General features: G+C 71.1%; 14 protein-coding genes and 2 tRNA genes. 9 read left to right on the top strand and 7 right to left on the bottom strand.

What is annotated here, in order from left to right:
• Positions 1-176 precede the first annotated feature (176 nt).
• The 3 genes from alr to OG792_RS06355 all read left to right on the top strand — a co-directional run bounded on the left by alr (position 177) and on the right by OG792_RS06355 (position 3628).
• The gene (gene alr, locus OG792_RS06345; RefSeq protein ID WP_329108249.1) at positions 177-1343 is read left to right on the top strand and encodes an alanine racemase; all 1167 of its coding nucleotides are present in this window, start codon (positions 177-179) and stop codon (positions 1341-1343) included.
• Positions 1344-2357, top strand: coding sequence for a D-alanine--D-alanine ligase family protein (locus tag OG792_RS06350; RefSeq protein WP_329108251.1), 1014 nt, complete (start codon positions 1344-1346; stop codon positions 2355-2357). It abuts the gene before it with no gap.
• Between the two features lie 152 nt (positions 2358-2509).
• The gene (locus OG792_RS06355) at positions 2510-3628 is read left to right on the top strand and encodes an acyltransferase family protein (protein ID WP_329108253.1); all 1119 of its coding nucleotides are present in this window, start codon (positions 2510-2512) and stop codon (positions 3626-3628) included.
• A 4-nt stretch (positions 3629-3632) separates the two neighbouring features.
• On the opposite strand, the gene OG792_RS06360 is transcribed toward OG792_RS06355, so the two are convergent.
• The 6 genes from OG792_RS06360 to OG792_RS06385 form a co-directional block, all read right to left on the bottom strand.
• Complete coding sequence (locus OG792_RS06360; protein WP_329108255.1) at positions 3633-4013, bottom strand: VOC family protein; 381 nt, start codon at positions 4011-4013, stop codon at positions 3633-3635.
• Positions 4014-4333: 320 nt separating this feature from the next.
• On the bottom strand, positions 4334-5707 hold the full coding sequence (locus OG792_RS06365) for an outer membrane protein assembly factor BamB family protein (RefSeq protein ID WP_329108258.1): 1374 nt from the start codon (positions 5705-5707) through the stop codon (positions 4334-4336).
• Positions 5704-7128 carry an outer membrane protein assembly factor BamB family protein gene (locus OG792_RS06370; protein WP_329108261.1) on the bottom strand — a complete coding sequence of 475 codons (1425 nt, stop codon included), beginning with the start codon at positions 7126-7128 and terminating at the stop codon, positions 5704-5706. The genes OG792_RS06365 and OG792_RS06370 overlap by 4 nt, the downstream gene beginning before the upstream one ends.
• A gap of 131 nt (positions 7129-7259) precedes the next feature.
• A complete protein-coding gene (locus OG792_RS06375; RefSeq protein WP_329108263.1) occupies positions 7260-8123 on the bottom strand; it encodes a 3-methyladenine DNA glycosylase in 864 nt (287 codons plus the stop codon).
• Positions 8124-8328: 205 nt separating this feature from the next.
• Positions 8329-8763, bottom strand: coding sequence for a protein-tyrosine phosphatase family protein (locus OG792_RS06380; protein WP_329108264.1), 435 nt, complete (start codon positions 8761-8763; stop codon positions 8329-8331).
• A 137-nt stretch (positions 8764-8900) separates the two neighbouring features.
• A complete protein-coding gene (locus tag OG792_RS06385) occupies positions 8901-10829 on the bottom strand; it encodes a hypothetical protein (protein WP_329108267.1) in 1929 nt (642 codons plus the stop codon).
• 165 nt (positions 10830-10994) lie between these two features.
• On the opposite strand from OG792_RS06385, the gene OG792_RS06390 reads away from it, so the two are divergent.
• The 3 genes from OG792_RS06390 to OG792_RS06400 all read left to right on the top strand — a co-directional run bounded on the left by OG792_RS06390 (position 10995) and on the right by OG792_RS06400 (position 12164).
• Positions 10995-11798: a fumarylacetoacetate hydrolase family protein gene (locus OG792_RS06390; protein ID WP_329108269.1), complete on the top strand. Its 804-nt coding sequence runs from the start codon at positions 10995-10997 to the stop codon at positions 11796-11798.
• A gap of 134 nt (positions 11799-11932) precedes the next feature.
• A tRNA-Gln gene (locus tag OG792_RS06395) sits at positions 11933-12004 on the top strand.
• An 87-nt stretch (positions 12005-12091) separates the two neighbouring features.
• Positions 12092-12164: transfer RNA gene (locus OG792_RS06400), tRNA-Glu, on the top strand.
• A gap of 278 nt (positions 12165-12442) precedes the next feature.
• On the opposite strand, the gene OG792_RS06405 is transcribed toward OG792_RS06400, so the two are convergent.
• Entirely contained in the window at positions 12443-13129 is a 687-nt protein-coding gene (locus tag OG792_RS06405) for an IclR family transcriptional regulator (protein ID WP_329108270.1), read from the bottom strand.
• 49 nt (positions 13130-13178) lie between these two features.
• Here OG792_RS06405 and leuC point away from each other — a divergent pair, with 49 nt between their 5' ends.
• From leuC to OG792_RS06420, 3 genes are all read left to right on the top strand, one after another.
• Positions 13179-14633, top strand: coding sequence for a 3-isopropylmalate dehydratase large subunit (gene leuC / locus OG792_RS06410; RefSeq protein ID WP_329108273.1), 1455 nt, complete (start codon positions 13179-13181; stop codon positions 14631-14633).
• A 14-nt stretch (positions 14634-14647) separates the two neighbouring features.
• A complete protein-coding gene (gene leuD / locus OG792_RS06415; RefSeq protein WP_329108275.1) occupies positions 14648-15235 on the top strand; it encodes a 3-isopropylmalate dehydratase small subunit in 588 nt (195 codons plus the stop codon).
• Between the two features lie 218 nt (positions 15236-15453).
• On the top strand, positions 15454-16038 hold the full coding sequence (locus OG792_RS06420) for an HU family DNA-binding protein (RefSeq protein ID WP_329108277.1): 585 nt from the start codon (positions 15454-15456) through the stop codon (positions 16036-16038).
• Positions 16039-16098: the final 60 nt, after the last annotated feature.

Consider the following 16098-nt stretch of genomic DNA (forward strand, 5'->3'; position numbering starts at 1 on the left):
CTCAAACCCCTCCATAGTCACTCCTTCACCCGATCCTCACACCCCCCAACCACCATTCACCCCGTGCCCGTCCCCACCCCCCACTCCCAGCACTCTTGTAGAGAAAGCGTGGCTTCCCGCCCGCGGATAGCGACTCTTTCTCTACATCTGCGTGGATCTTGGGCGGGGTGGGGGTGGTGAGGGGGCGGCTGGGGGAGGTGGTGGTTGATCTTTCGGCGGTGGCGGGCAATGTGCGTACGGTGGCGGGGGTTGCTCGGACCGGGGTGATGGCGGTGGTCAAGGCCGACGGGTTCGGGCATGGGGCCGAATCCGTTGCGCGGGCGGCCATAGGGGCCGGAGCTGGCTGGCTCGGTGTCACCTCCAGCACGGAGGCGCTGGTTCTGCGGTCGGCCGGGATCCGGGTGCCGATGCTGAGCTGGCTGCACCGGCCGGACGAGGACTTCACCGCACTGATCGCCGAACGGGTCGACGTCGCGGTGTCGACCCTGACCCACCTGCACGCGGTCGCCGCCGCCGCGGCCCGGCTCGGCGCCCCCGCGATCGTGCAGCTCAAGGCGGACATCGGCCTGTCACGCAACGGTGCCGGCGGCGACGACTGGCCCGAGTTGGTCGCCTGGGCGCGCAAGTACGAGGTCGAGGGCGGCGTACGCGTACGCGGGGTGTGGTCCCACCTGACCGGGGCGGACGTGCCGGGGCAACCGGGCCTCGCCGGTCAGTCGGCGACGTTCCGGGAGGCGTTGCGGGTCGCCCGCGACGCCGGACTCACGCCCGAACTGGTGCACCTGGCCAACTCGGCGGCGGCGCTGTCCGCCCCGCAGACCCGGTACGACCTCTGCCGCATCGGCCTCGCCCTGTACGGCGTCGACCCGTTCGACCCGACCGGTCCCGGACGATTCGGACTGCGCCCCGCGATGACGCTGCGGACGAGCGTGGTCAACGTCAAGCGGGTGCCCGCCGGCACCGGTGTCTCGTACGGGCCGGACCACGTCACCGACCGGGCGACCACGCTCGCGCTGATCCCGCTCGGGTACGCCGACGGGCTCTCCCGTACCTGCGAGGGCCGGGCGTCGGTGTGGCTCGCCGGTCGGCGGTGCCCGATCGTCGGCCGGATCGCCATGGACCAGTGCGTCGTCGACGCCGGTGACCTGCCGGTGGCCCTCGGCGACCCGGTCGTCGTCTTCGGCGGGGAGGGCGGCGAGGCGTCGGGCGGCGGTGACCCGTCGGGCGGCGGGGGTGTGCCGAGCGTCGGGGAGTGGGCGCGGTGGGCGGGGACGAATCCGCACGAGGTGATGACGGGGATCGGCGCCCGGGTGGCGCGGGTACATCTGCACGGGGAGCGATAGGTGACGAACATCCGATTGGCGGTGCTCTTCGGCGGGCGCAGTGGTGAGCACGAGGTGTCCCGGCGTTCGGCGGAGAGCATCCTCGCGTACCTCGACCGCGCCGCGTACGACGTGACCGAGGTCCTGATCGAGCGGGACGGCCGGTGGCGGGTCGACGGTGAGCCGGTCACGATCGGCGCGGCGCTGAGGGCGCTGCGCGGGCAGGACGTGGTGTTCCCGGCACTGCACGGTCCGTACGGCGAGGACGGCACGGTCCAGTCGATGCTGGAGTGGCTCGGCGTCGCGTACGTCGGGAACGGGGTCTTCGCCAGCGCGGCCGGGATGGACAAGACGATCACCAAGCGGCTGCTCGCCGCCGACGGTCTGCGGGTGGCGGACGGGGTGACGCTGGGTGCGGGCGAGGAGCTGTCGGCGGCCGACCGGGAGCGGCTGGGCCTGCCCGTCTTCGTCAAGCCCGCCCGCGCCGGATCGAGCCTCGGTGTTTCCAGGGTGGACCGGTGGGAGCGGTTGCCGACCGCGCTGGAGTGGGCCCGGAACAGCGACGCGCGGGTGCTGGTCGAGGCGGCGGTACGCGGGCGGGAGATCGACATCGCCGTACTCGAACACCCGGACGGCCGGGTCGAGGCCGGACCACCGCTGGAGATCAGCGTGGCGAGCGCCGCCTTCTTCGACTACGACGCCAAGTACGACGGTGGCGCCGTCTTCCACATCCCGGCCGCGCTCGACCCGGCCACCACCCGGTTGCTCCAGGACCGGGCGGTGCGGGCGTTCCGCACGCTCGACTGCCGGGGGCTGCTCCGGGTCGACTTCTTCCTCCCGCACACCGGCGAGGAGCCGGTGGTCAACGAGGTCAACACGTTCCCCGGGTTCACCGCCGCGTCGCAGTACCCGCAGATCTGGCAGCGGGTCGGGATCAGCTTTACCGCCCTGCTCGACATCCTGGTCGCGGGAGCGCTGGTTCGTCGGGTCGGCGGAGTCGATGATCGGGCCAGCGCGAAGACGGCGGCGGCCTGAGCGGCATGGTCGTCCACCGTGCGCAGCGCCCGCGGGGAATCCGGGTCGTCGTCACCGGCGGCGGGACCGGCGGGCACACCCATCCGGCGTTGACCGGACGGTACGGGTCATGAGCCGGCTCGAAACCTCCGGCCCCGAGCGGTTGGCCTGACGTGCGGCGGCTGTACGAGGTCGACCTGCTGCGGATCATCGCGGCCCTGGCCGTTGTCGTCTTCCACTACACCTTCTCCGGCTGGATGCAGGGCCTCAGCCCGGTCACCTTCCCGGTGCTCGGCGAGATCACCCGGTACGGCTACCTCGGCGTCGACCTGTTCTTCGTGATCAGCGGGTTCGTGGTGTTGTCCAGCGCCTGGAACCGCAGTCCACGGGAGTTCGTCGTCTCCCGGATCGTCCGGCTCTACCCGGCGTTCTGGGTCGCGGTCACGCTCACCGCCGTCGTGGGTGTCGTCTCTGGCCGGTTCCCGGTCAGCGCCGGGCAGTACCTGGCGAACCTGACCATGCTCGACCCGGCGTTCGGCGTCGCCGACATCGACGTCGTCTACTGGACGCTCTGGGCCGAACTCCGGTTCTACCTGGTCGTGTTCGTTCTGACACTGGTCGGGCTGACCCGCCGCCGGGTGCGGTACGTGCTCTGGGGCTGGCTGGCGCTGACCGGGCTGCTCGAACTGGGCCTGCTGCCGTCCGCCGCCGACCTGCTGCTCCAGTCCACGTACGCGCACTACTTCGTCGCCGGGATGGCGTTGAGCCTGCTGCACCGGTTCGGCCCGAGCTGGGAGCTGGCAGCGATCCTGGTCGTCGCGTACGCGAACGCGGTCTACCGGGGGCTGGGTTTCGCCGCCGACGTGGCCGAGCGGTACGGCACCGAATTTCGTCCGATGGTGACGATCGGCGTGATCTGGGTGATCTTCATGGTGGTGGTGCTGATCGCCCTGGAGGCGACCGCCGGGCTGGGGCGGCGGTGGTTCCCGGTGGCCGGGTCGCTGACGTACCCGCTCTACCTGGTCCACGCACACATCGGGTTCGTCCTGCTGGGCTGGCTCGGCCCGCTGGTGACGCCGTACCCGGCCCTGAAATGGGCGCTGGTCGCCAGCCTGATCGCCGGCATGGCCGCGCTGGCGTACGGCATCCACGCGGTGGTCGAACGCCCGCTCGCCCCCCGGTTGAAGCGCTCGCTGAACCGGCTCGCGCGGGTGCCGGTACGCGGTGGTCAGGTAAGGCCCGACACGGGGCGAGGCCGGGGCGTGACCACCGCGGGGCAGCCGAAACGGTGACCGACTAACCGGGCAGGAAGAGGCAGAACGGGTGGCCGGCCGGGTCGAGGTAGACCCGTACGTCGTCCTGGGGTTGGAAGTCGGCGAGCGTGGCACCGGCCGCGACGGCGTGCGCCCCGGCGACCTCCAGGTCGTCCACCTCGATGTCCAGGTGCACCATCATCTGCTGGTCGTCCTGGCCGGCGGGCCAGGTCGGCCGCGCGTACGCCGACTCGGTCTGGAACGACAGCCCGGCGCCGCCCACCGGCGCGGTGAGCTTCACCCAACCGGGCTCGTCCTGCTCCACGTCCCAGCCGAGCAACCGCCGGTAGAACGCCGCCAGCTCGTTGGCGTCGGGCGAGCCGAGCACGACACCCGAAACAATCATGCGAGGTGGACGAACCATCTTCCCTCCCAATTCACCAAGCCAACACCCCCATTGTCCCCCCACCCCCACCCCCCTCACCCTCCCCACCCCCCTCACCCTCCCCACAACGGATAGCGCGACGATCTTGCACTTGTGGCCGTACACAAATCCGGACGAGTGTCCTAACTCGGGCACCACAAGTGCAAGATCGTCGACGAAGTCGAGGGGGTGAGGGAGGGAGGGGAGGGGAGGGGAGGGGGTAAGGAGTCGGCGTATGGGTGATTGGTGGTGGGCGACGCGCGGCCGCTCGGGTCGGCGACGCGCCGGGGGGAACCGGACTCCGGACCGGTGACCTCGGTTCAGCGGCGGTAACGCCAGAGGCGTACCGAATCCGATCGATCCTTGCAGGCGATCAGGTCCGCTGCGAGCTGGCATCCCGTCGCCCGGTATGGCACCAGACCTAGCAGGTGGACCTCGGTCGCGTCCGGTGCGAGCAGACCGAACCAGGTCGGCCCGATTATGCTGAGCTCGCGTGTGAGCAGCATCGGTGCGCCCGGTAGCGCCGTGGTGATCGTTGTCCAGCCGGTCAGGTCGGCCAGGGTCCGCCCGCTCACCGGGTCGACCGTACGGATCAGTCCGCCCTCGTCGGATCGCATCTCGACCCGGTGGTCCCCGGTGACGACCCACGCCGTGCGGTGATCGATCTCGGCCGCGTCCGCGCCGGTGACCGGGTCGAGCAGTCGCCAACCGAGCCCGTTACCGACGCAGAGCCGGCCACCGCAGTCGCCGACCGAGAGTTCCGGGCTACCAAGGTCGCGCTGCCAACGCCGGGCGAACGTGTCGATGTCGTACGCGCTCAGCTCGGCGGCGTCGGCCCGTTGCAGGGCCAGCAGGTCCCCGACGACGACCACCGCCGGTTGCTCCGTACCGACCGCCGGCAGGCTGTGCCGGGGGCCGCCGGTGCGGACGTCCCACCGCTGCACCCGGCCGTCCAGGGTGGTCACCACCAGGGGTACGTCCTCGACCGGTACGCCCGACCAGCGGCGTACGGACACCCCGTCGGCCACCGGCACCGAGTCCCACAGCGGTCGCCCGGTGTCCAGGTCGATCGCGTGCAGCACCAGCCCGATCGGCGGCGCCACATATGTCAGGCCAGACGAGGAGCGCCAGTACCCGGACGAGGGCGACCTGGACCCGGGGTCCACCGGCCCGGCGTCGGGGGAGAAGATGTGCTCCTGTAGCAGCCCCGTACGACCGTCGGCCAGTGCCTCGACCGAACCCGCCACCGACCAGCGGACCGCACCGGTGCGAGCGTCCACGGCCGTGGTGTGCGGGACGTCGTCCTCCATGGTCCGGACCAGCAACCCGTCACCAACCTGCTCGACGAGCCCGCCGGCGCCGGGATCCCGGTCGTACTCGGAAGTCCAGAGCAACCGCCCCCGACCCGGCTCGTGCGCGGAGATGGACCGCCCGGATCCTGCGGTCCGCTCCGCCCCGACGAACACCCGGTCGGCGGTGAGCAGGAACCCCTGGTCCGGTGCCACGGTCAGGGTGGTCAGCTCGGTCAGCGGCGGCGGTCCGGGCGGCGCGGAACCACCGGCCGCCAGCAGCAGCGCCAGGCTGACCGCCAGCGCGCCCGTCCGCAGCCGGCGTGCCGTCACCCACGGACCGGGTGCGGCCCGCGTACCGGCCGCAGTAGGTTCGCGGTCCAGGTCGATTTCGATCTCGATCATTGCGCACCGCTCTGGACCGGGGCACGGTAGCGCCAGATCCGTAGGTCGTTGTGGGGAGTGCTGCACACGATCACCGACGAGGTGAGCTGGCAGCCGGAGAGTCCGACCGGCACCGAACCGAGGGACACCGGCGTCACCGCCCCCGGTGTGAGCACAGCCAGCCAGGTCGGCCCGAGATGGGTCTGCGGGGCGACGAACAGGACCCGACCACCGGGCATGATGTCGGCGCGTTGCCAGTCCAGTAGGGGAAGTCGGGGCTCGCCGGTGAGCGGATCGACGGTTCGCAGCGGCCGCAGCGATCCGCCGGTCACGAACTCGATCAGGTGCCCGCCGGCCTCGGTGATGACGTGCTCGCGCGGGATCGGCCAGAGCCGCCTGCCGGTGTCCGCGTCGATCATCCACGCACCCGACCCGCTGGTGCCGCAGACCAGCCCGCCATAACCGCAGAAGCCGACGAGGCCGTTCTCGCCTATCGGGCGGATCCACCGCCGCTGGTAGGTCTCGCTGGAGTACGCCGTGACCTCGGTCGCGCTGTGCGCGACGATCAGTAGGTCGCCGTTGAGCTGCACCCGGGAGTCGGGATGGACGGCCGGGAACCGGTGCCGGACCTCCGCCGTACGCGCGTTGCGTAGCTCGACCGCACCGTCGGCGGTCACCACCGCCAGGCCATGCTCCCGGTCCGGTCCGTTCCCCTCGTCGTCGCTGAACCGGGCGGCGATGTCGATCTCCACATCGGTCAGCAACTCGGAGCGCCACCGCACCTCGCCGGTGCTCAGGGCGATGCCGGTGACGACCCGTCCCAGCGGGGGGTGGCCGTACGTCCGCCCCCACGGCGACCCGTACGACGAGCCCTGCCACCGGGACCCGTCGGTCAGCGTGGAGTCGTCGGCGAAGATCACGTCGACGGCGAGCGCGTGGTCGGCGCCGTGGAACGTCTGTACGTGGTACGGCAGCGACCAGCGTTGCCGACCGGTGGCGGCGTGCAGCGCGACCGTACGCATGCCGGTCTGGTCGGTCCCGGCCGCGGACAGCAGCAGCAGACCGGAGCGGTACGCGAGCTCCGGCTGCCGCTCCGAGGTCGACGGGAGCTGGTACGTCCACACCCGACGGCCCCGGTCCAGCTCGTGCGCCGACACCAGCCAAATCAGGCCGCCCGGCTCCATCGTGGCGGTGAAGAGCAGCTTCTCGGTGAGCAGCACGCCCTGGCTCGGGAAGCCGTTCGTCTGGGCGGTCGACGGGTACGACAGGGTGGCGATGTGGTCGATGACCGGCGTTGGCGGCAGCCCCGATCCGCCGGTGGTGAGCAGCAGCGCCACCACCAGCGCGAGCGCCGCCGGTCGCAGCCGACGCCAGGTGAGCGGGCGGCGGGATTCGACCTCGACCGGATCGTCCGGAATGGTACCGAGATCGATCACCAGCATGGGCGGATCCCCGCCGCGTCCGGTACCGACCATCGCCGTCCCCCGTTTCGCCGGTGTCACCCACGATGTTAGGCGGGTTCAGCGGTCGGGCGGGGTCCCGCCGACCGTGGGGCGGTGGTGCGGGAAAGTGGTCAGAGGGCGGCGAGCAGGCGGGCGCGCAGCGATGCGGCACGTTCGGCGAAGCCGCGCTGGGCGGCGGCGTACTCGGCGCGTCCCTCGGCGGTCTCCACCCGCACCGGCGGATGACCGAGGGCGGCGAGGTCGTACGGGCTGGCCCGCATGTCCAGTGTGCGGATCTCCCGGGCCAGTTCGAACGCGTCGGCCACCAACTCGCTCGGCACCAGCGGCGACAGCTTGTAGGCCCACTTGTAGAGGTCCATGTTGCCGTGCAGGCAGCCCGGCTGTTCGAGGTCGTGCTGACTGTCCCGGGTCGGGCTGAGCAGGTTCAACGGCCGGGCCGGGGCGGTGAAGAACCGGTACGCGTCGAAGTGGCTGCACCGTACGCCGGTCCGCTCCACGGTCTGCGCGGTCTGCTCCGGGGACAGCCGCAGCGGCCAGGCGTTGTGCCGTACCTCCTGCTGGGTCTGCCGGTAGACCATCGCCCACTCGTGCATGCCGAAGCAGCCGAACTGGGCGGGCCGGTCGGTGGTGCGGCTCAGCAGCGTACGGATCCACTCGACGGAGTCGGCGCGCCGTGCGCGTACCGCTTCGGTGTCGAGGGTGACCCCGGCGGACGTCGACCGGTAGTCGCGGCCGAGATCGTCCGGCCCCGCGTCGGCCAGCACCACCCCCGCGCCGGGGTGCCAGCGCCGCAGTTGCGCCGGCCGGTGCGAGTAGTAGGTGAACAGGAAATCCTCCACCGGGTGCCGCTCCCCGGCCTGTCGCCGCAGCAGGTGCGGCGCCAGCCAGTCGTCCACTCGGCGCTCGTGCCCCGCCCGCCGCGCCCGCCAACTCACCGCATCAAGCACCACGGTACGGACGGCAGCAACGGTCACCACCCCACCCTACCCAGCCCCCCACCCCCGCCCCCCGCTCCCGTGCCCCACCCCACCCCACCCCACCCCACCCACCGCGACGATCTTGCACTTGTGGTGGTGAACAAATCTGGATGGGGGCCACAATCCGGGCGCCACAAGTGCAAGATCGACGACGACGTCGGTGGTGGAGCGGGCGTTGTGGCGGGAGTTGGGGGTTGCTTGGCTAGTGGGTGGTGAAGTGCTTGACGTAGCGTCGCTGCCAGGGGGTCTCGACGGCGTGGCGGTCGTAGTGCTCTCGGACGAAGGCGACCGCTCCGTCGGGCGGGATCCCGGCGATCACCGCGAGACAGGCGAGCGCCGTGCCGGTACGCCCCCGGCCGCCGTCGCAGGCGACCTCGACCCGCTCGGTTTCGGACCGGCCCCAGATCTCGGCGAAGACCGTCCTGGCCTGCTCACGGTCGGCGGGCAGCCGGAAGTCCGGCCACCGCAGCCAGGTGGCCGGCCACGGGGTCGGCGGTGGCGGGCGGCCGAGCAGGTAGACGCCGAACGTCGGTTCGGGTCCGGGCGGCAGCGGCCGGCGCAGGCCACGTCCCCGGACCAGGCGCCCGGACGGCAGGCGCAGCACCCCGCTGTCCGTCGTTTCCCAGAGCCCCGTCACCCGCCCAGCCTAGGCGTACGGCGCCCCGCCCGGATGCCCGCGCACGGTCGGCGCAGGCTGTGCGCGGGGGTGGCCGTCGGCGCACGCTGCGCGCGGGGGGTGGCCGTCGGCGCAGGCTGTGCGCGGGGTGGCCGGGGTCAGGTCACGGCGATGCTGACGCCGGCCGAGAAGACCGCGCCGCGCAGCTCGATCCGGGCCGGCGGGTTCGGCCCGTTCATGGTGAACACGATCGGGAAGAGCATCCGTTCGCTCGGCGGCACCGGCTCGGCGAAGATGTCCCGCCCACCGTTGAGCGCCCTGGTCGCGCCCATGTCGGTGGTCACCCAGTTGCCCGTCTGCGCGTACGCCCGCTGCGACTCGCCGTACCAGAGCTGGGCCTCCTTGCTGACGTTGCGGGCGCTGACGGTCGCCAGGCAGCGGTGTCCGGGCGATCGGGCTCCGGCGGGCTGCTGCACCGCGTCGCCGCAGTTCACCCGGTAGACGGTGAACTCGAAGGTGGCGTCCCGCATGGTCGCGCCGATCGCCCCGGTGCTGGTCCGGCCCACCCAGGCGCCGCTGGTCGGCTGCTTGCCGGTGTCGATCGCGCTGACCTTGGCGGTGGCGGTCCAGGCCGCCGCCGTCACCACCAGCGCGACGATCACCACGGCGAGTCCGACCACCACCCAGAGCGGCGGCCCCGTACGTCGCCGGCGCCGCGCCGGCACGGCCGGCCGGGGCGGTGCCGTCGGCGAACCACCGGACAGGAATGTGTTCGGGATGCCGTCCGGCATGCTCGCAACGGTCGCCGACAGTCCCCGTCCCCGGTCCTGCCCGTCCTGCCCGTCCCGCCCGTCCTGCCCGTCCTGCCGCCCATGTGGCCGCTGTCCCTGCTGCTGTCCCTGCTGCTGTTGCTGACCCTGCTGTCGCTGCTGCTGTCCCTGCGGCTGCTGGTGTTGCTGTTGCCCGGATGCTGGCTGTCCCTGCGGCTGTCCCTGCTGGTGTTGCCCGGATGTTGGCTGTCCCTGCTGGTGTTGCTGCTGCCCGGGTGCGCGCTGTCCATGCTGTCGGCCGGGGGATTGTTGCCGCTGGTCGGAGGAGGGTGCGCCGGCGGTCGCCGGGGTCCGGTCGACCGAGGCCCAGCCGGTCGCCGGTCGTTCCTCGGGCGGTATCGACGCGCCCCATGACGGGGCCGGTGAGGGCCATGCCTCGGCACCGTCACCCGGACGGATCCGGGCCACACCACGGGCCAGCCCGCGGGCGAGTCCCGGCGGCGGTCGGTCGAGCGCCGCCGGCCGGTCGAGGAACGGCGGCTCACCGACGCCACGCGGTGCCCCGCCGCCAGCCGCGCCGACCCCCGCCGGTCTCCGACCGCCCGGTGCCCCGCCACCGCCCGGTGCTCCACCCCCCGACCCGCCTCCTGGTGCTCCACCCCCCGACCCGTCGCCCACTCTGCCGGCCGACCCGCTGGCCGAACCGCCGGCCGAACCGCCGTCCCGGTCGCGCTCGACCCGTCGGCGGACCCGGCGGCGCCACCACCAGAGGCCCGCGCCCAGCAGCAGCAACAGCACCGCCAGCCCGCCGGCAAGGTACGTCGGACGCTGCCAGATCGCCGGGTCGGCGTCCTCCGCCTTCGGGGCGGCGGCGGCCTGCCAGGTCGCGCTCGCGCAGTCGAACGGGACGTCGCCGGTCCCGGCGAAGGCGCAGGCCGGTGCGCTCACCGGGACGCCGGCCGCGATCGGGGGCAGGGTGGTGTTGAGCGTCTGCATGCCGCCCGGTGGAAGCTGGAGGCGCCAGGAGATCTCCGTCCCGCCGGTCTGGCCGGTGGGCTGGCTGGTCTGGCCGCCGTTGCTGACCGCGGTCGGCGTCGTGCCCCGCGGCAACTCCTGCCGGACGGTGGTGTCGATGGTGCTGGTGGTGCCGTTGTGCACCAGGATCTGGTAGGTCGGCGCGGTGTGGCCGCCGCTCGCCATCACGACCGTGACCGCCGAGGGCGCCGCCCGTGCGGCCCCGCCGGGCAGGATGGTGGCGAGCAGACAGCTCGCGATGACCGTAGTGGCCAGGCGCCGTCGGGTCGATGCCAGAATCACAACGAGACCTCCTTTTCTGACGCTAAGCCGCCTCTCGGTCAATGGTGTTTAGAAGGGGCGAATCACACCGACGCAACGGGCGGCTGGAGTAGGGTGCGGCGTTGCCGTACCGGCACCGTCGGTGGTCGCCGGCCGGATTGACGCTGGTACGGCTAGATTGGCGTGGTGCGTATCGTTCGTTTTGCTCATGCCAAGGGAATGTCGTTCGGCGTCGTGGAGGGTGAGCCGAGCGCCGGCCCCGGCGCCCTGACGGTGGCCGAGATCGAGGGCCACCCGTTCGGCGAGATCCGCTTCACCAACGCCCGCTGGGCGCTGGCCGACGTGCGGCTCGTCTCGCCGATCCTGCCCAGCAAGGTGGTCGCCGTCGGTCGCAACTACGTCGAGCACGCGGCCGAGCACGGTGCGGACGTACCGACCGAACCGCTGCTCTTCCTCAAGCCCTCCACCTCGGTGATCGGGCCACGGGACGCGATCCGGCTGCCGACCCAGTCCAAGCAGGTCGAGCACGAGGCTGAGCTAGCCGTGGTGATCGGTGTGACCGGCGCCCGTCGGGTCGACCGCGCGGCGGCCGAGAAGGCGATCTTCGGCTACACCGCCGCGAACGACGTGACCGCCCGCGACCTGCAACGCGCGGACGGCCAGTGGACGCGGGCGAAGGGCTTCGACTCGTTCTGCCCGATCGGCCCGTGGATCGTCACCGACCTCGACGTCAGCGACCTGGAGGTTCGCTGCGAGGTGGGGCGCAACCCGGACCAGATGGAGGTACGCCAGATCGGTCGTACCAAGGACATGGTGTTCGACGTACCGACCCTGGTGTCCTACATCTCACACGTGATGACGCTGCTGCCCGGCGACGTGATCCTGACCGGCACCCCGGCGGGGGTTAGCCCGCTCGTCGACGGGGATACCGTCACGGTGCGGATCGACGGGATCGGCGAGCTGTCGAATCCCGTGGTGGCGCTGGACTGAGCGACCCGCCCAGGACGGCCCGAGCAGCCCGGCCAACGGCTGCTCCTCCGCTGGTAGAGGCCGGATCGCATAACCCGATTTGGCCTCTCCCGGTCGGTCCGGTAAAGTCTTTTCTCGGTGCCGGAAGGCACCGATGGGGTATGGGGTAATTGGCAGCCCAACTGATTCTGGTTCAGTTAGTCTAGGTTCGAGTCCTGGTACCCCAGCTACCGACACCAGAGATGGTGCCGGTAGCTGGTCTCTGATAGAGTTCAGCGGTCCTCTTCGGAGGACAAAGTAAGACAGAAAGTCCTGGCCCCGTCGTCTAGCGGCCTAGGACGCCGCCCTCTCAAGGCGGTAGCGCGGGTTCGAATCCCGTCGGGGCTACAGGTTCGGAGCCCGTGTCACGCAAGTGGCGCGGGCTATTTTTATTATGCGCCAGCGAGCGAAGTGCCACCGGCACTTCGCTCGCTTTTCCTTACCCGTACCCCGTACCCCGTATACCCCGTACCCCGTACCCCTGGGCCCCCACCCCTCGCCCCGTCGATCTAGGGCAAATACGTGCTTGATGATCTCTAATCACCACCATTTGCCCTAGATCGACGGCGAAAGAGGTGGGGCACCAGGGGGGCACGGGGGAGGGGAGGGGAGGGGAGGGGAGGGGGTTAGAGGCCGCTTAGGCGTTGGCCGGCGCGGACTACGGCCATGGCGTGGCGGTCGCCGGGGCGGCGGCCCAGGCGCTCTATGGGGCCGGAGATGCTGATCGAGGCGATGACGCGGCCGGTGCGGTCGCGGATCGGGGCGGAGACGCTGGCCACACCGAGCTCGCGTTCGGCGACGCTCTGCGCCCAGCCACGGCGGCGTACCTCGGCGAGGGTGCGGCCGGTGAACTTGCACCGCGGCAGCAGCGGCATCACCGCCTCCGGCGGCTCCCAGGCGAGCAGCACCTGGGCGGCCGATCCGGCGGTCATCGGCAGCACCGCCCCGATCGGTACGGTGTCCCGCAGTCCACTGGCCCGCTCGGCGGCGGCCACGCAGATCCGTTCGTCCGCCCGGCGCAGGTAGAGCTGGGCGCTCTCCCCGGTGGCGTCGCGCAGCGCGGCGAGCAACGGCTCGGCGGCGGTCAGCAGCACATCCGGTGCGGCGTTGGCAAGCTCACCCAGGCGCGGGCCCGGTCGCCACCGCCCCTGGGTGTCGCGTACCAGCATCCGATGGATCTCCAGGGCCTGAGCCAACCGGTGCGCGGTGGCTCTCGGCAGCTTGGTGCGATCAACGAGTTCGGCCAGGCTGGCGCCGTCCACGCAGGCGGCCAGGATGACCACCGCCTTGTCGAGAACGCCGACACCGCTCATACTGTGTCCCACAAGCCGAAACATACCTCCCAGAATTTAGGATGTCCAGATGGTGGGAGTCACGCCAACGCCGTCCTCGCCCAGGACCCTGGCCGAGAAGGTCTGGGACGCTCACGTGGTGCGATCCGCCGAGGGCGAGCCGGATCTGCTCTTCATCGACCTGCACCTGCTGCACGAGGTGACCAGCCCGCAGGCCTTCGACGGGCTGCGGATGGCGGGTCGCCGGGTCCGGCGTACCGACCTCACGCTCGCGACCGAGGACCACAACACCCCGACCGGGTACGCCGACCCGGCGTTCCGGGCCCGTCGCGGTGACCTGCTCACCATCGACGACCCGACCTCGCGTACGCAGATCGAGACGCTGCGCCGCAACTGCGCCGAGTTCGGGGTCAAGCTGCACCCGCTCGGCGACGAGAACCAGGGCATCGTGCACGTGATCGGGCCGCAGCTCGGCCTGACCCAGCCGGGCCTCACGATCGTCTGCGGTGACTCGCACACCGCCACCCACGGTGCCTTCGGCGCGCTGGCCTTCGGCATCGGCACCAGCGAGGTCGAGCACGTGCTGGCCACCCAGACGCTGCCGCAGATCCGGCCGAGGACGATGGCGGTCACCGTCACCGGCGAGCTCGGCCCCGGCGTCACCGCCAAGGACCTGGTGCTGGCCCTGATCACCCAGGTCGGCACCGGCGGCGGGCGCGGCCACGTCGTGGAGTACCGGGGCGAGGCGATCCGCAAGCTCTCCATGGAGGGCCGGATGACGATCGCGAACATGTCGATCGAGTGGGGCGCCAAGGCGGGCATGATCGCGCCGGACGAGACCACCTTCGCGTACCTCAAGGGTCGCCCGAACGCGCCGCAGGGCGCCGACTGGGACGCGGCCGAGGCGTACTGGCGCACGCTGCCGACCGACGCCGACGCGACCTTCGACACCGAGGTCTTCCTCGACGCGAGCCGGATCACCCCGTTCGTCACCTGGGGCACCAACCCGGGGCAGGGCGCGGCGCTGAGCGCGATCGTGCCGGACCCGGAGGACTTCGTCACCGAGGCCGAGCAGACCGCCGCCCGCAAGGCCCTGGAATACATGGACCTGCTTCCCGGTACGCCGCTGCGCGAGGTCCCGGTCGACGTGGTCTTCGTCGGCTCCTGCACCAACGGCCGGCTGGAGGACCTCCGGGCCGCCGCCGACGTGCTGCGCGGACACACCGTCGCCGATGGCGTACGGATGCTGGTCGTACCCGGTTCGGCGGCGGTGCGCGAGGCGGCCGAGCTGGAGGGGCTGGACAAGGTATTCACCGATGCCGGGGCCGAGTGGCGCTTCGCCGGCTGCTCCATGTGTCTGGGCATGAACCCGGACACGCTCAAGCCGGGGCAGCGTTCCGCCTCCACCTCCAACCGCAACTTCGAGGGCCGGCAGGGCCGTGGCGGTCGTACCCATCTGGTCTCGCCACCGGTCGCCGCCGCCACCGCCGTGATCGGCCGGCTGGCCGCCCCGGCCGACCTGTGAAGGGCTGACAAGACATGGAAAAGTTCACCGTGCACGCCGGTACCGCGGTCCCGTTGCGTCGCTCCAATGTGGATACCGATCAGATCATTCCGGCGGTGTATCTCAAGCGGGTCACCAGAACCGGGTTCGCCGACGGCCTCTTCAGCGCGTGGCGAGAGGATCCGGCATTCATACTCAACGATTCTATTTATTCCGGTGCGTCGATCCTATTGGCCGGGCCTGAGTTCGGCACCGGGTCATCCCGTGAGCACGCCGTGTGGGCGCTGCGGGACTGGGGATTCCGTGCGGTGATCTCTCCCCGTTTCGGTGACATCTTCCGTGGCAACTCGCTCAAGGAAGGGCTCTTGCCGGTCGAGCTCGAATTGAAGGCCGTCGAGGAACTGTGGGCCCTGGTCGAGTCCGACCCGACCACCCGCATCACCGTCGACCTCACCGCCCGGGAGGTCCGGGCAGGCGACTCCACCTGGTCCTTCCCCCTGGACGATTTCAGTCGCTGGCGCCTGCTCGAAGGCTTGGATGACATTGGACTGACCCTCCGCCACGAGACCAACATCACCGAGTACGAGCGCCACAGGCTCCCCTTCCTGCCGGTCGTGGCATAGCCCACACCGCCCGCTCGGGAGCCGCTTTCGCCCCCGCCGGACTTACGGATTCGTTGCTGCCCTACGCCTTCCGGGTAGCCACGAGCCGCCGGTGGGGGCGAATCCGTTGCGACACAATGGCTTTTTTCTCGCAGATGTTTGTGTCCCGGTGGCACAGGGCATACCGTGCGCGCAGAATGGCTCGCGTTGAGTCCAGTTGCACATACGGGAGGGAAGTCGTGAACAAGGCCGAGCTCATCGAGGCGCTCGCCGCTCGCCTGGGGGACCGGAAGACGGCGACGGCGGCGCTCGACGCGGTCCTCGCCGAGGTTCAGGGGGCGGTCGCCAAGGGGGAAAAGGTGGCGATCACCGGTTTCGGAGTCTTCGAAAAGCGTGTCCGGGGGGCGCGAACAGCGCGGAACCCTCGAACAGGCGAGTCGGTGAAGGTGAAGAAGACATCGGTCCCGGCCTTCCGGCCGGGCGCCGGGTTCAAGGACATGGTGTCCAGCGGCAAGACGCCGAAGAACACCGCCGCGGCGAAGAAGACCACTGCGGCGGCGAAGGCCACCACCGGCACGGCCACGAAGGCGGCGGCGACCAAGAAGGCGACCGCCACCAAGAAGGCCGCCCCGGCCAAGGCCACCGCCACCGCTACCAAGGCGGCGGCGAAGAAGACCGCACCGGCGACGAAGACCGCTGGGGCCACGAAGGCCGCCGCGGCCAAGAAGACCACGGCGGCGAAGAGCACTTCCACCCGCGCCACAGCGGCGAAGAAGGCTCCGGCGAAGAAGGCCCCGGCCAAGAAGGCCGCCGCCCGACGCTGAAAGACCGAGGTACCAAGGGCGCCCACCGGTTCCGCCGGTGGGCGCCTTTTCGACCGCGCC

It is taken from the genome of Micromonospora sp. NBC_01699, assembly GCF_036250065.1.
In the GTDB taxonomy this organism is placed as follows: Bacteria; Actinomycetota; Actinomycetes; order Mycobacteriales; family Micromonosporaceae; genus Micromonospora_G.